Origin of the sequence: uncultured Chitinophaga sp. (assembly GCF_902168175.1) — a bacterium.
In the GTDB taxonomy this organism is placed as follows: Bacteria; Bacteroidota; Bacteroidia; order Chitinophagales; family Chitinophagaceae; genus Chitinophaga.
Genome location: NZ_CABHOU010000030.1, coordinates 21,778 through 37,875 on the forward strand (window position 1 = coordinate 21,778; position 16,098 = coordinate 37,875).

The following is a 16,098-nucleotide window of genomic DNA, read 5'->3' on the forward strand; positions in this document are numbered from 1 at the left end:
CTTATAATTTCTTCAGCCATAACACCCAGGTCCCATTACCGGGCGATGAAAATTGTTCGGTTTTTCCAGCTTTAACGACCTGCTTCGATGGTTGTACCTGCCCGGTAGACATATTCACCCATGCTACGCTATAACGCCCTTCCTGTCTGGAAAGATCGGCGGTGTAATTAGTAGCGGCTGTATTGCAGATAATCATGCCGGTCCGGTCATTTGCCAGTACCCATTGATCATTGTTGCCAACCGGCTGCATACTGGCAGCGGCCTTCAGAAAATCGGCATTCCTGATTTTCAGCGCTGGCAGCGAACCGCCAGCCATTAGTACTGCCAAACCATGTTTATCCCAGGCGTTGGCTGAATAAATGACGGCTTTACCGGGGAAACGTAATTTGTATTCAAGCACCGCGCGATACACTTGTGCAGCTGAAGTACTTTTAGGCTTCAGGAGCCGGGCATGTTGCCGGGGGGCGAGATGCTGGCCGCCCAATGGGGCATAAGCCTCGCCACTTGCCTGGTAATACCAGTACCGGATATCGATCACATCGATTACCGCTGCATAAGCCGGATCGGCCAGGATCGCGTCCTGCACATCTTTCGTTGCACTTACACCTATTATCGGATGTTTGCCCTTTTCCAACTCCCACTCCTTCACGGTATTTAACCAGAACTGCATGAAATGCAGCGGACCGGTAAACTCTTCTCCTGTTAATTGTATCACGCCACTATTGTCCGAAAAATTATCCAGGCACTGGCGGATGTACTTTTTATGTAACTCACGCCTCACGGTATGCGCGGTATCGTAGAACTGCCCGTCCATGAAAATGCGCTTATCACCTGCATACGGCACCGGTTCCGGAAACCCAACATTGTTTATATTGTTCGCCGTGCGCCATGGAAAATCGGCATAATGCGCACCGGCTTCAATAATATTATGCTGGAAGTATTGCTGGTGGATCAATACCTGCCCCTTTTTATCGGCTATACCGGCAAACTGTTTCAGCCGGTCCCAGTACCAATGGTTGTATTTGGTGAGGTCGTACCTGCTAAGACCATCCCAGGCCGTGTCTTTCCCACTTCTGGCAAAAGGCAGTTCATAAAACGGCGCCCATACTTCTCCATCTATGCGCCGGATACGCTCGTGATCATCTCTTCTCCTGTCATACCACAAGCCATAATTCTGTTCCACCGCTACCGTTTGTGTGGCCAGCATCGTATCTGTGAGCTCCTCCAGGTTGTCTGTAAGTCCCCGGCCGGTTTTGCCCGGTACATAACGTGTAATGGCCGCATTACTGTTCTTTACACCATAAGGCCTCGCGCTGCCGTTCCACCAGGGAACACTTATCCGCGAGCCGTTAACCACGCCGCCGTTGCTGAGCAACCAACCGTTTAACAGTTGTATACCTGCGCCGGGCGTAGTTGTTTTATATGGAATGGATGAAAGCAACTTAAGCTGATCTATCGTTTTTACTCCGCTTTCCTCTACGGGAATGGGGTTGCGGCGGGGGGCATCGTTAATAAATTCTAATAGCGTTCTTGCGGGCGATACGGCAAGTTGCGTAAGGGTAGCCGCGGTTGCTACAGAAGGACTGCTACTGGCTTCCGTTTCAATTTCCATGATCTGCCGGTCAGTGTTCCGGCTACTTATACGTTCTTTCAGTTGGGCGTAATAAAGGCTTCGCGGTTGTATGCTGTTGTTCGACTCGCCCCAGTAACCATTACCGGCAAACTGGCTCCAGCTGCCGAACGACCAGTTCTGCGCTCCAGGTGGTGCATAACAATCGATCCTGGCCGCGCTGCAATTCCACAACACGCTGTTGGCAATGTTCCAACCCGCACCCTGTCCATCCTGGCCGCGGTTGGTGAAACTGATCGCCTGACCGTCTACGTTCACCACGTCGAACAAAACGCCAGACGACCAGCTGTCAATTCCACCACTGAATCCAAATGGGCGGTTGGACTCACATTGTACAAAAGCATTGGGTCCTGCTGCGCAAAACCCCGTCGCGAAATCGTGTATACCGCCGGCTGCATAACAACGCTGGAAAAGCGTTTGCTGGCCGGCTGTAAAAAAGGTATTTCTTCTTTCCCCACCTATCTCTGAAATGGGTTGTTGCGATGTACAGTCTTCCACCGTAAGACGCGAAGCATTTTCATAAATGGCGACAGCACTGCCTGCGAAATGTAAAAAACTTACCTGCCGCACCCAGGCATCTGCCGTATTATCTATCGTCACTGCCATCCAGCGATGGTCTTCATCCTTAGCATTTGTAACGTCATAGGCAGAGATGAGCTGCATATTTTCTATACCACAGTTCATGATACGACCCGGCCAGGAAAAGCCTGTAACGATAGCCGCTCCGTATCTCTGTTCTAACGCAGTAGTAACCGGCGCATCAACAGTAATCGTATTGTTATCAACCGCTGTTATCGTCCTAACCCAGCTAATGGTACGCTGACCAGGTTTCCAGCCCAGCGAGGTGATGCCTCCGCCAAAATGAGCAGTACCTATATCTTCTATCCATTCTTTTGTGCAGGGTCGCGTTATCATCACTAGTTCCCCGACCTTTAAACCCACGGCCGATGCCACATGTAACGAAGTGGAACTAACGGGTACGTAGTGATCTGTTACTGTAGCAGGCGCTTTCATCACTTTGTCGTTCCGCCCTGATATGCTTATCAGTGTCTCCCTGCCCTTACCCCCCCCCATCATCACCGTGCCCCCATCTCCAAAACCACTGCCACGCAACACCACTCCGGAAGTATGCAACACCAAACTGCCCTCCACGTCATACTTACCTTTCTGCAACAGCACCGTTCCTCTAAAACCATCTTTTCCCAAAGGAAGCCTACTAACATAGTCGATAGCCGCCTGTATACGCACCGTAGCATCGCCAGCCTGCACCGGCACCACTACTTTTACGGGCACATCCGGTACGGGTACTTCACCGGCCTTATAACCGCTCCACGAAAAATCAGGGATACGGTTACCGAGCGAATCCGGCACATATTTCAGTTTGCCTTGTACAAAGGAAAGTGGCGGAACGGGGGGTGGTTTCTTCTGTGCGTGTGATTCACTGATGCACAATAGGCTCCAGCAGCCTGTTATAAACAGTACATATACAATCCGGTTATACCATATGGACAAAAAACACACCTTCAAAACTTCTCATTTATTTACAAAACAGCCAATCTTACTTTCCGGGCTTTACATTAGCCAGCGATACCACACTATCAAGATACTCTTCAATATTGGTATAACCTGAGCCTGATTTCGCCGTTTGAGCAGCATCTGCCGCGTTATTCGGATTTAGTCCTTTCTTCTTTTCATAATCGTCCGGCATGCCATCGTTATCGCTGTCTTTATAAGGAGCGCCTTTGTAGTCGGGATAGCCGCCCACCTGGCTGGGATCGGTAATGATACCTATTTTATAAGAGTCTATGGGCAGGCGGCGATGTTTGAACTGCGTTTCCGGCGGCTTTACATTCGGATCGGAATCGATCTTGCCAGTGCTTACCTGTTTCACGATACGCACATCCACGGCGTCACGTTTGGGCAAAGTGGCGCCTGCATTAGCGAGTACGAATGTCTTGGCCGCTTCAGCGCTGATAATCGTAACCGGTGCCATTGGTAATGGTTTGGGCCATTTGATATTATCCAGGTATTCGCCGGCGCCATTCTCCTCTTCTACCTGCACACCACCATTCCAGTTGTTTTTGGTGATTTCGGGATAACCTTCCATGATGTTTCCATCCACATACGCGCGGCCATACACTTTATACTTCAGTTTACTACGGCCACTTTCCGGCTTCAGTATGCGATGCCCTACGTTATTCTTCGGTGTAGCGGGACCTGGTTTAAAGTAATTGTTGATGATGTTAAACTGCGCACGGTAATCACCGCCGTCAATGCTGCGATGCACCCAGTTGAATACAACGTTGTTTACGAAAGTAAAGATGCCATTCCAGCCTACAGATGGATTACGACCCGCGTTATTGGCCCACAGGTTGCGTACGAACGAACAATTTTCGCCGCCCAATGTACTGCCAAAGGCGTGGTTCCAGGTATCCAGCGCTTCTCCGAAAATGGAGTTCTGGATCGTAATGTTCACTGTCGGGAACTTATCTTCAATTTTACCGGTGCTGTCATTGTACATGTGCCGGTACATGCTCATATTTTCATCCAGTCCCCAGCTGGCCGACACATGATCGATCATAATGTTACCAATGGGGTTACCGCCAATCGCATCATCCCTTCTGCCTACCCAGGTTTCACCGCGACGAAAACGCATGTAACGGATAATCACATCGTGCGTATTGATCCATACACTTTCGCCTGCAATACAAACGCCGTCGCCGGGAGCGGTTTGACCCGCAATAGTGATATAAGGAGCGCGGATCATCAAAGGCGTTTTGAGGCGAATGATGCCTGCCACATTAAATACGACCATTCTGGCACCGCCCTGTTCGCAGGCGTAGCGTAAACTTCCGGGGCCATCATCATTAAGGTTCGTAACCACGTACACCTTACCGCCCCTGCCACCGAATGAGAACCTGCCGCCACCTTCAGCCCCTTTAAAGGCAGGAATGTCTGCCTGTGGCAATTCATCAAACCGCGAAGCCCAGGGAATAAACGGCCTGCCTTTTTTAGCCTCCTGCTGTATAATTGGCCAGGCAACTCCCCAGGCCGAATCGGAATGCCGGTTAGCCGCTTTCATCAGAGAGTCTGCCGCGCGCTGAACATCTGTTGGAATCTGAGGATATTGAGCAAATACATTCGATGCAACACTTAACCCTATGGTTGTCATCAAGGCCAAACGAATCATTCCTTTTTTCATTACAACTATTTTCATTTCACCGGAAGAGTTTATCAGAAAGTTACTACTTAGCGCTCTATTTTAACATCTACATTCACATAGCTGCTTTTTGAAGGATCGCTGCCATTTGCATAGTTGACGATCAGGCAGCCTGCTTTACCCGACGCTGTTTTAAAGAACACCAGGTTATTGGCCGCCAACTGGGTAACCTTGTTGGTAGTTCCCGAAGCCAGGTTTGTTACTGCGGCCCTGCGCAATGCACCGGCAGAAGTAAGCGTATTAAAAGCCGGCGAAGCCGCCTTTTTCATGATCGTCGTATTTTTAGTCCAGGTGCTGATATCATAAAAAGGTATTTGCCCCTGCGGTGCGTTCAGTGAATAAAGACAGAATTTAAGATCATCTGTAGTACTGGCACTGGCCGTTCCCGTAGTGTCGTACATAATACCAAAATCGATCAGCGCGCTGTTAGCCGCTCCGGTGGTGTAACTAAACACCTGTCCGCTGGTGGCCGACATATAACAGGTATTGGTTTTTGCTGTTGTATCGGGCACCTGCAGGAAACGGTAGGTATAGTACTCGAAATCCGGGTTTATGGTGATGACGATATCTTTTGCGCCGATGTATACACCAGCAGTATCGTGTGCCACAATGCGGTACAGGAAACTACCGTTCGCGGTGTCTGCCTTCAGTCGTTTGGTAACGCTGTAGGAACTGGTGGTAGTCTTCAGCGTATCTCTTACCACAAACCCAACCTGGTTCACAGGGTTCTTCTGGATACCTACGAACTTCATGGGCCGTTCGGTAGTAATGGTGAAGTTAAAAAATATACTGTCGCCAGGGTTCACCGAAACATCCCCCGTAACAAAACCCTCGCCACTGCCAAGCGTCACGGTAGCATAGTTCCCATCAACCGGGTCTGTTTCCTTTTCGCAAGCCGAAAACATCAGTATGATGAATGCAGCGCCTGTCAAATATTTCTTCATATCGTAAGTAGTTTAACTGTCTTCAATTATTGATAAGGATCGAATGTTCCGCCAGACCAGCCTATTGTTTGCTGTATCACCGGTGTACGGGTAAACACAGTTGGCAACGGGTATACGTAATACTTATCAGGCAAACTGATACCATTGGCGCCTTCGAGAGAAACCGCTTCAATGTTAAACATTGCCGTGTATACTGCCAGGTTATCGAGATTAGCCGTATCGCGTGGTTTGCTGCCGTTTGGCGATATTTTATCCAGGTATATTTTTGTAACATCTGTGCCGGTGCCTGCAACGTATGGAGCTTTTGGGGAAGCAATGTAAGAAAGGCGCGGTGTGATCAATCCCAGGTTACGTGTTCTTCTAAGGTCGAAGTTGCGCATGTTTTCAAATGCAAATTCTACCTGGCGCTCGTTCAGCAACAATGTACGCATAGAAGCCTTATCGGTGGCTACCGCCAATCCGTAGTCAAACGCGCCTTCGATAATGCCGGCACGTTTACGAATAGCGCGTACCAGGTCTTTAGCTTCTGTTAAATTATCTTTTTCATTTGCACATTCCGCCAGGTTCATGATCACCTCTGCAAAACGCATTTCTATCCAGTCCATACCATTGCCGCCGCCCGAGTTGGAGTTGTAAACTGCCTGTGCTGGCGTTAAGGTGGGATTGGTCAGCTTTTTACAATAGAATCCGGTAACAATGGTAGAACCGGTTTCGTCCAGTACACCTTTGTAACTCCATTGCTTACGGCCAGCTTTACCGCTCAGGGCCCATACATCACCATTAAATGCAATGGTGGCATTAAAACGCGGATCGCGGTTTTGCCAGAACTGTACGTTGTTGTAGCCGGAGCTGGCATCGGTAATAGGCAAACCGTTTCTCATTGTATAAGCCTGCACTAAGTTCCAGGTTGGCTGGTTAGATCCGCCGCCTGTAGTAGTTTCGGAAAATGGCCGGGTAATATTCTCCAAATTGGTGCCAAGGTCTTTGGAGGTGTTGTACTTCCTTACGATCAGTACTTCCTTATTATCTTCTGTTAAAAATATACTTCCGTAACCTGGCAGCAGCGAATAACCGTCTGTTACGCAGGCATCGTAAGCCTCTTTGCAGGCTTTATAAGCATCGTCCCAGCGGGAAGCGATGTTGTTTGGATTGAACTGGGGACTTGCCCAGTAGAGGTAAGCTTTACCTTTTACAGCGAGTGCGGCTGCCCTGGTGGCACGTCCTACATCGGCGCCCGACCAGCTTGGCGGCAGGTAGGCGGCGGCGGAGTCCATATCGGCTGCGATTTGCGCAATTACTTCGCTTGTTTTTGCCCGTGGTACGGCCAGGTCAGTTTCTGCCTGTCCCTGTGCCCTTAATATCAGCGGTACGCCGCCATACAACCTTACGAATTTAAAGTAGGTATACCCTCTCAGGAAGAAAAATTGCCCTTTCAGCGATCTGCGCGCAGCTGTGGTTAATGTTTGGCTGCTGTTAATGCCTTCAATTGCCAGGTTACATCTCCGTACGTCGGAATAGCGGTTGGTATTAATGCCCGGCGCACTGCCAATATCTGTTACGGAGTTTTCTGTCAATGTGCCGTACAGAAAGGCGGTATTAGCGTTGTTCAACTCGTCGGAGGTGTTGTGAATACTGCCAAGCACCGGCCATTGCGGGATAACCAGGGCATATGTTTTATTCAGCAAAAGCCCTATCGCGCCTTCATCTTCCCACATCTGCGTATCCTCAATACCTGAAGGGTCCTCAATTTCGAAGAAATCATCGTTACAGGCAGACAGCAGCAGTGCCGTAAATACGGCTGCAGTTGCCAGTTTAGAATTAATATGTTTCAATAATTTCATAATCGTGTTTGTTACGTGGTAATGATCTGTTTAAAGGCTGGCCCCAACGCCTATTGAAATCGTTCTTAAGGTTGGGTAAGTGGCGAAGTTGCTGGTGTACGGATCTTTATACTTCAGTGGATTGATAATGTTCCACAGGTTGGTACCCGTAAGCATGATTTTCAGGTCGGGTATCTTCGTTCTGTTCACCAGTTCTTTTGGCAGGGAGTAAGACAATACAGCATTGTTGATGCGGCACTGTGTACCGTTCACTGCCCAGAAAGTAGATGTTTCTCTCGCCAGCGGCGCATCGGCCCTTGGATACTTTGCGTTCGGATTTTCCGGTGTCCAGTGGTCGTTCCAGAATGAGAGCGCATTTTGAGTGGTAGTAGGTACTTTGCGCGCTTCGCCATCGTAGAATTGCTTACCACCTACAGAAAGGTTCAGGTTCGTTTGTAATCTGAACTGTTTGTACGTTGCGCCCAACGTAATACCGAAGCCGATGAGTGAACTCGTCCTGTCGAACATCAGCGTTACATCGTTATCATCAATTTTACCATCGCCGTTGACATCCTCATAGTTCATAAAGCCGACCTGCGGTTTTCTGCCGTCGATCACGTAGTTAGGGTTTTTGTGCAGAATGGCATCTACTTCTTCCTGCGTGCGCAATATGCCGGTAGCGATATAGCCGTAGTTACTTCCGTTATATACTCTTGGATTTTTGCCGATCGGGTTGTTTAAACCGTCTGCCCCGTACAGGCCAAGTACGGCAGGATTGTAATACTGCTGAAGGATCATACTGTTGGTCCAGGCGAAGTTAACGTCGGCGTTAAAGCCCCAGTCACGGCCAATATCGGTGCGATAACTGATGGCAAACTCTGCACCTTTCGCAATTGCCTGCCCATAGTTTTTCACCGCGTTTATCAGGCCGGTCGACATTGGCACAACGCTGGCATCCAGCTGGTTGAAGGCATCGTAGGTGTAACGGTGGTAGAAATCACCTGTAACGTTCAGTTTTGTATTCAGCAAAGTGAGGTCAAACCCAACGTTGATCGTACGCGCCTTTTCCCAGGTTGCATCGGGGTTGGGGTAAATGTTTGGATCAAGACCATTGGTGAATACATTACCGAACAGAATGCCGGTGGTTTGCGTGAAACGGTTTACATATGTTTTGTTCGCTACACGGTCTTCACCCACAACACCATAAGTGGCCCGGAATTTCAAACCGTCGATGAACTTCACGTTATCCTTAAAGAAGGCTTCCTCGCTCACTCTCCAGCCCAATCCCACGGTTGGGAAAAATCCCCAGCGTTTGTCTGGCGCAAAGTTGGACGAAGCATCGAAACGGCCGATGAACTCTATGAGGTACCTGTTATCAAAACTATAGTTGGCCCTGGAAATGTACGACCGTTTCGCGAACTGGGTCGACTGCGGGTTTCTTATTAAATCCGTTACAGAGGCCACACTGGAAGGGTCATTACTGAATGCCCAAAACTCATCTACGCCCGATACCAACTGCTGAAACTTGCTCAGGAAGATATTGCGGCTCTGCGCTTCGCCCTGGTCCATACCGGCCAGTATACCGAAATCGTGTTTACCAATTGTTCTTGCATAGTTCAACGTAGCGATCAACTGGTAGCTGCTCGATATGGTGGAACCTTCTGATAACTGGTTACTGTTCTGGATCGTAGTCCAGGGGTTGTTAGCATTAATCGAATCAGAATAAAGCAAACCATTGTTGCTGTACCCTGCGTTTACTACGTTAGCTACGCGGTAAGGCGGATAATATTGTTTGTCGGCGTTGTTGCGGTTCAGCAGGCCAAACTGCACTTTTGCACTAAGCCCCTCCACGAATGCCGGTTTATACTCCAGCGATGCGTTGGTGCTAAGCCCCTGCGACTTCTGCCGGGTATAGTTACCTGAGTTCAACAGCCCGAGAATGCTCCAGTTACCGGGAGGGTTTGGCCCATTAAACGCTACCGGGATTCCCTGCACGGTGGTTGGCACCCATTTAGGCGTCAGGTAAAGTGAGCGTATCGTTAAATCGTCGGTTTCGCCATTGGCGCCTTTAAGCGTACCTCTCTGCTCTTCATTAAAATCAGAGGAGAAACTCAGGTTAGCGGTAAGCCCGTCGATGATCTTTGCATCTACCGAGGCGCGAATGCTATATTTCTCTACATCTATATTACCATAGTTACCCTTCTCTTTGTAGTAGCTCGCGCCGCCGAAAAAAGTTACTCTTTCAGAACCTCCGGAAACATTCAGTGTATGGCGCATTACTTTGCCCGCATCCCAGAACTCGTCGTGCCAGTCCTTGTTGGGCATTTTCTTCAGCTTCTCCAGGTCTGCGTCGGAGAACCAGGAACTGTAAGCCGTATTATTAAGGATGTAACCATCGTTCAGCATTTTGGCATGCTCGTAAGCCGTCATCGTTTTGGTTTTTACCGATTCGGTGGTGGTGCCAAAGTAGCCGTTGTAAGTAATTCTAGGTTTACCGAGTTTGCCTTTTTTCGTGGTAATAAGTACCACTCCTTTCGCGCCCGCAGCGCCGTAAATAGCGGCAGAGGCGTCTTTAAGGAAGGTAATATCTTCTATCTGGCTGGCATCGAGGTTTTCGAAAAAGTCGGGGTTGGGCGACTGGCTGAAGGTGGTCGGGTTTACTACGATACCGTCAATTACGTACAAGGGTTGTGTGGTACCTGAAATAGAACCGGAAAAGGTAATAGAGTTACGGATATTGATCTGTGTAGTGGAACCGGGTTTACCTGATCCAAAACTTACCGATACACCCGGCACCCTGTTTATCAGCGCCGACCCAAGGTTGGCTACCGGCAAATCTTCTACATCTGTGCCTTTAATACTGGCAATCGCCCCGAGCAGGTCGGGCTTCTTTTTGGTGCCGTACCCTACTACAATTACTTCGTTCACGTTTTTGTCCAGCGCGGCCAGACCTATAGTAAGCGTACCGGTGCCGGCCTTCACTTCGGCCAGGCCATATCCCATATGTGTAAACATGAGTACAGCTTCCGGCGAGGGCACTTTGAGGGAGAACTTACCCGCTACATCGGTAATGGTGGCTGCGGTATTGTTCTTTACCCTGACGGTCACGCCATCCAGTGCTTTCCCGGTCTTCTGGTCTTTAACAGTACCGGAAACGGTCCTCTCCTGCGCTAAAGCAGTGAGGGAGCATGCTAACATGAATAGTAGCAGTAATGGTGAAAAGTATCGCATACAATTTTTTGGCGTTCGTTTTAAAAGAGAGATTTGATTTTTGGTTGATTCCTCACGCATTGTGTCGGCCGGCCATAACCGGACTTATTTGACCAACAACCTTTTACAAAGGCGTTTTTCGCTGATTCATCCTGTAGAAATTCGGGGGAGTACTGGTATTGCATGAGCAATCCGTAACAACATACTTTCAAAAACGTGGAACCTTACTTTCATGCCTGCTAGTTAAAGCGGGCGCCGTGCTATCTCTTCCGGGAGGATCTATACGCAAACCCTCCATCAGTTCCTGCAAATCAACACAATAACTGAACACCCCATACAAAACAGGCTGAACTAGGTAAACCAGCAGGGATATCCCCGGCAAATGGAAATTGGAATAATGTTTTCAATTGGTTGCATGTATCAGTGGAATTGGAATTGTTTCAATATCGTGGAAGACGTGTCTGCGGTCCTATTTCGCCTGCTGCTTTTCTTTGGTCCTTTGCTGCCAGGCGGCTGTTTCTTTTTTCAGGTCGTATCCCGCGGCCGAGAGATAATTGTTGATCCGTCCTTTGTATTTTCCGAACATTTTATGTTTATCGTCTGATGAACCTTCGTCCATGGCCAGTTCTCTTGCTTCTATCAGCCATGCGTATATCTGTTCTTTTTGCGGGGCAGTGAGGCCGGGCAACATATCCTGGTAGGCCGTGTAGGTAACGGGCAGTACACTATATGTCATCCCGTTTTTCACCTGTTCCAGTTGTTGCTCATTTAAATTTTGTTTCAGGTGGATGATGAAAGACTGGTGCAGTTTAGCCAGTGCTGCTGCCTTTTTTTCCTCCTGTTGTTTAACCGACCTGGCTTTTTCCTCACCTGTACCCGTTCCTGCCTTAATACCAGCTATTACCTGCTTATTTTCCTCATGAACAGTGTTAAGGTTAATATATTGATGGATAATTTCGTTTAAAACCTTCTTCGCCTGAGCGCTGTCGTTAATACCTAAAGTACTAACGATCTTTTCAGAACGGGTGGCTACCACTTTTTTGTAATCCGCAGCTTCCTGGCCCCAACTGCGAACAGGAAAAATCACGCTGAAACAGCCTATCAAAATGCTTATTAAAAAGAAAGAGGAAAGTGCCCGTGTAACAACAGCAGCGCGACGCCGGGGCAACCGGGCAGCAGTGGAAAAACCTGTTTTACCATGCGATACCTTTTTCATAAAGCGGAATTTTTCTATTAGTTCAGCAAAAGACGAAGGGAGAAACACCCTTTCATTCTCTGGATTAAAGATAGCAGCAACCGGCCCTTTAACCAATGTAAGGTTTCACTATAAAGATGGAACATTTTACTATTTACGGGGTATTTAATCTCCGGGAACGATTGCGTAAAAACGGGCTGTATTCGCCCCCCGGGTTTTCCGTGGCAGCAGCAATGCCTAAAAGCACATTTCGTTATGTTTTATTCCTGTACGGTAAACAGGTAGGTGCCCGATCCAACGGGGATTGCCACCCGTCCGTTTTCAGGCGCTTTATGAATGGATTGACCGTTCTGCCTTATCGTAGCAGCAGCGGCAGCCGGCAGGTAAATGGTGGCGGTGGTATTCGCGGGGATCTCTGCTTTTAACTGAAACTTTCCGGGGCTCTTTGTCCAGCTGCTCACTATATCCCCATAAGGTGAACGGTAACGTGCTTTCACAAACTTCAGGTCACCTACCGGTTCAGGTTTTATAGCGATGTGTTTATATCCTGTGGAACTGGGGTCCTGCCCTATGCCGGCCAAACCAGCATAAAACCATTCCATCAGGTGGCCGAGCATAAAATGATTATTCGATACGGATGGATAGGCTTGCCAGCTTTCTGTGAGTGCGGTTGCACCATGCTTCAGCTGATAGCCGTAACCCGGTACATCGTCGCGGGAGTTCATATCGAAAATCACATCACTTCTGCCGGCATCTTCCAATGCCCGCAATACGTACCGATAGCCGATATCACCGGCAGTCAGGGCGTTGTTACGGCTGCGAATATCTTTTACCAGGGCTGCGACTACGGCGGGGCGGTCACCGGGTTCCACTAAATCCATATACAGGGCCATGGCGTTGGCGGTTTGACTGGCGGAGTCGTATTGTAATTTTTGCCGGTCGAAGTACTGCTGGTTAAAGGCCTGTTTAACCTGGTACGCCAACACGTCATATTCCTTTGCCTCATCCTCCTTATCCAGCAGTAAGGCTGTTTTAGCCATGATATGTAAATCATAGTAGTAGGTGGCGGTGGCGGTAATACCCATCTTTGTCATCTGCGAAAAACCCGATTTCTGCGGACCAATATCAAACCAGTCGCCTAAGCCATGAGAAAGAATGTGCCCGTTACTTTTCTTTTGCAGGTAACCGGTATACTTCTTCATCATGTTATAAGACTGCCGCAATGTTTCCAGGTCGCCGTACCACCGGTAGTTATACCAGGGCAGAATGATGGCGGCACTGCCCCATTCCGGCGATTCATCAAAGGGAGCGGTAAAGCGGGTAAACTCGGGGGCTATTTCTGGTACTTTACCATCTTCGTACTGTGCGTTCATCATATCCCGGATCACTTTCCTGAACAAACTGGCCGCATCGTAGTTAAAGTGTACGGAGGCGCCCATAAGGTGCGTTTGTTCCAGCCAGCCCAGTTTCTCGCGGTGGGGACAGTCGGTGTATACACTTACAGTATTACTCTTTATCGCCCAGTCTATCAAAGCGTAAGTTTTATTGAACAACTCGTTCGAACTGGAAAAAGCGCCTGCTTTTGCTGCAGCGTTCCTGGTATGTAAGCCTTCTATTAATGTGATGGAAGGGCGTGCTTTTGTACTGTCAGCCGCCATACACTGTACCTCCAGATACCTGAAGCCGTAATAAGAAAAACGCGGATGCCAGGTTTCTGTTCCTTCTCCCTTTAAAATGTAAGTGAAATACGACGGTGGGCCCGATGCTTTCTGATTGGCAGTACCATCTTCGTTCACTAACTCCGCCGGGGTAATTTTAACCGTATCTCCCTTATTGCCCTTCACTTTAATAAAAGGGATGCCGGAGAAATTCTGCCCCAGGTCATATACCCGCGTACCTGGTATTATTTCTTTTATATGGATGGGCTTAAACCGTTCCATCACCTTCACAGGTTCCGCCATTTGTGATACGAGGGGAATGCCGGTGGTTACCTGCACCGGTTTCCAGTTGCGGGCATCAAACGAAGCGGTGTTCCAGCCTGCCTGTTCGAGGGCGGCATCGTAATCTTCGCCGCCGAATATACTGGAAAAGATGATGGGTGAAGGAGTTGTACGCCAGCTCTCGTCACTTATAATATTTTCTGTTGTGCCGTCAGTATATGTTATGTCAACACGCACGATCATTTTGGGTAAGCCGTAAGCGCCTGTCATTTTCCGGTAACGCTGGCTGGGAATGTAATAGAAGCCATTGCCGAGCATTACGCCAATAGCGTTCGCGCCGGGTTTACATTGGCCGGTAATATCAAAAGTCACGTATTGTGCTTCCCGTTCGTAGTTCGTCCATCCCGGGTCCAGGAAGTGATCGCCGGTTTTACGGCCGTTCATGCTCATTTCAAAATGTCCTAAGCCTGAAATAAAAGCAGTAGCCGACTTCACGGGTTTGGCCAGTGTAAACGTTTTACGGAACAGTGGTAATATATTTCGCCGGGTGCCCCAGGCCTTTTTACCACCCAGGTGTACGTGGGGGGCAATGATTGCCGTATCCTCAATTACGTCGTGTGCTATCCATTTTGCCCCGGCCCAGTCCTGTGCGGATAATAAACCCATTTGCCAGTAAGCTGGTTTGCTCCAGGCGGAGTATTTTCCTTTGTTGTCCCACACCATCACTTTCCACCAGTATTTTTTACCTGGCTTCAGGGCGGGACCGTTATATTTTATTTGTTGTGATAACGCAGTGCTGGTCTTTTGTGTATCCCAAATGTTTCCCTGGTCCCGTTGCAGTAATGCGGGATCATCGGCTACCAGCAGGCGGTAAGCGGTTTGTGATACATTGTTTTGTGAAGCGCGTATTATCCAGCTGAATGCGGGCGCCCGGTTTTCCACACCCAGTGGGTTTTCGCGGTATTCGCAAACCAGGCCGGTAACTGTTACCTGCTGTGCTGCAGCGGCAAATGCCAGTAACTGTAAAAGCAGGTAAACCCGTAACCATTTCTTCATATTATTGCTTTACGAGTGAACCATTGAAGTGGTACAAACCATTGTTCGCGGTTTTCATCTCCATCACCTTTCCTTTGTAACGTAAAACCAGTGGCGCACCGGCTTTCGAGCGAACTACCAAATCCTGCAATGCACCATCTTTCCATTTCATGTTAATCACAAATCCGCCTCTCGCGCAAATACCTTTCATTTCACCATCAGGGATGGCTGCGGGAAGTGCGGGCAGGATATCGATATACTTTGTATGACTTTGCAGCAGCATCTCCGCCATACCAGCCGCTCCGCCAAAGTTACCATCTATCTGGAAAGGCGGATGGGCGTCGAACAGGTTGGGGTAACTGCCTGCACCGTTACGGGCGGGACTTAACAACATACCTATCATTTTATACGTATGCTCTGCATCGGCAAAACGTGCCCAGAAGTTGATCTTCCAGGCCAGGCTCCAGCCCGTGGCTGCGTCGCCACGGAATATCAGTGATTGTTTCGCCGCCTTTAGCAGTTCAGGTGTTTCATCTCTGTTAATTTCGTTACCAGGATACAGCGCCCAGAGGTGCGATACGTGGCGGTGTTTACTACCCGGATCATCCTTATCGGCCACCCACTCCTGTAACTGGCCGTGTTTGCCTACCTGGTCGGGTGCTATTTGTTTGTATTTGGCCGCGAGCGTATCGCGAAGCGGCTTATCCACGCCCAGTATTTCACTGGCCGCTATTACATCTTTAAAAAGATTACGAATGATCTGGTGGTCCATAGAAGGGCCAGCCACTAAACCTCCCTGCTCCGGCGAGTTGGAGGGTACGCTGATCAGCCAGCCAGTTTGGGGATCTTTCACCAGGAAGGTGTTGAAGAACAGGGCCGCCTGTTTCATCAGCGGGTAGGCCCTTTGCGCCAAAAACTGTTTATCACGCGTAAACTGATAATGCTCCCATAAGTGCTGGCAAAGCCAGGCACCACCTGTTACCCAAATGCCGTGGTCCGCCGCATTGATGGGCGCTGTACCTCTCCACAAATCCGTATTATGATGCAGTACCCACCCCGGCGCATTGTAATAGGCTTTTGCCGTTTTGCTCCCCGCCACCGCCA

Annotated in this window: 8 protein-coding genes; all 8 read right to left on the reverse strand. The window is 49.0% G+C overall.

Annotated elements, in window-relative coordinates; genetic code table 11:
* Position 1: 1 nt before the first annotated feature.
* Complete coding sequence (locus tag QZT80_RS06640; protein ID WP_295119478.1) at positions 2-3,001, reverse strand: DUF6298 domain-containing protein; 3,000 nt, start codon at positions 2,999-3,001, stop codon at positions 2-4.
* Positions 3,002-3,188: 187 nt separating this feature from the next.
* Positions 3,189-4,832 carry a polysaccharide lyase gene (locus tag QZT80_RS06645; protein ID WP_295119481.1) on the reverse strand — a complete coding sequence of 548 codons (1,644 nt, stop codon included), beginning with the start codon at positions 4,830-4,832 and terminating at the stop codon, positions 3,189-3,191.
* Between the two features lie 47 nt (positions 4,833-4,879).
* Entirely contained in the window at positions 4,880-5,794 is a 915-nt protein-coding gene (locus QZT80_RS06650) for a hypothetical protein (protein ID WP_295119484.1), read from the reverse strand.
* Positions 5,795-5,820: 26 nt separating this feature from the next.
* Positions 5,821-7,635 (reverse strand): RagB/SusD family nutrient uptake outer membrane protein, encoded by a 1,815-nt coding sequence (locus QZT80_RS06655; RefSeq protein ID WP_295119487.1) that lies wholly within the window; start codon positions 7,633-7,635, stop codon positions 5,821-5,823.
* A 30-nt stretch (positions 7,636-7,665) separates the two neighbouring features.
* The gene (locus tag QZT80_RS06660; protein ID WP_295119489.1) at positions 7,666-10,812 is read right to left on the reverse strand and encodes a TonB-dependent receptor; all 3,147 of its coding nucleotides are present in this window, start codon (positions 10,810-10,812) and stop codon (positions 7,666-7,668) included.
* Positions 10,813-11,293: 481 nt separating this feature from the next.
* Positions 11,294-12,040: a DUF3826 domain-containing protein gene (locus QZT80_RS06665; RefSeq protein ID WP_295119492.1), complete on the reverse strand. Its 747-nt coding sequence runs from the start codon at positions 12,038-12,040 to the stop codon at positions 11,294-11,296.
* A 239-nt stretch (positions 12,041-12,279) separates the two neighbouring features.
* Positions 12,280-15,015, reverse strand: a complete 2,736-nt coding sequence (locus tag QZT80_RS06670) for a family 78 glycoside hydrolase catalytic domain (protein WP_295119495.1) — start codon at positions 15,013-15,015, stop codon at positions 12,280-12,282.
* 1 nt (position 15,016) lies between these two features.
* A partial coding sequence (locus QZT80_RS06675) for a glycoside hydrolase family 95-like protein (RefSeq protein ID WP_367112856.1) occupies positions 15,017-16,098 on the reverse strand: 1,082 nt, incomplete at its 5' end.

Coding starts and splice junctions, on each gene's coding strand:
- QZT80_RS06670 (WP_295119495.1), bottom strand. CDS start 15,015: ATGAAGAAATGGTTACGGGTTTACCTGCTTTTACAGTTACTGGCATTT.
- QZT80_RS06660 (WP_295119489.1), bottom strand. CDS start 10,812: ATGTTAGCATGCTCCCTCACTGCTTTAGCGCAGGAGAGGACCGTTTCC.
- QZT80_RS06650 (WP_295119484.1), bottom strand. CDS start 5,794: ATGAAGAAATATTTGACAGGCGCTGCATTCATCATACTGATGTTTTCG.
- QZT80_RS06645 (WP_295119481.1), bottom strand. CDS start 4,832: ATGAAAAAAGGAATGATTCGTTTGGCCTTGATGACAACCATAGGGTTA.
- QZT80_RS06655 (WP_295119487.1), bottom strand. CDS start 7,635: ATGAAATTATTGAAACATATTAATTCTAAACTGGCAACTGCAGCCGTA.
- QZT80_RS06665 (WP_295119492.1), bottom strand. CDS start 12,040: ATGAAAAAGGTATCGCATGGTAAAACAGGTTTTTCCACTGCTGCCCGG.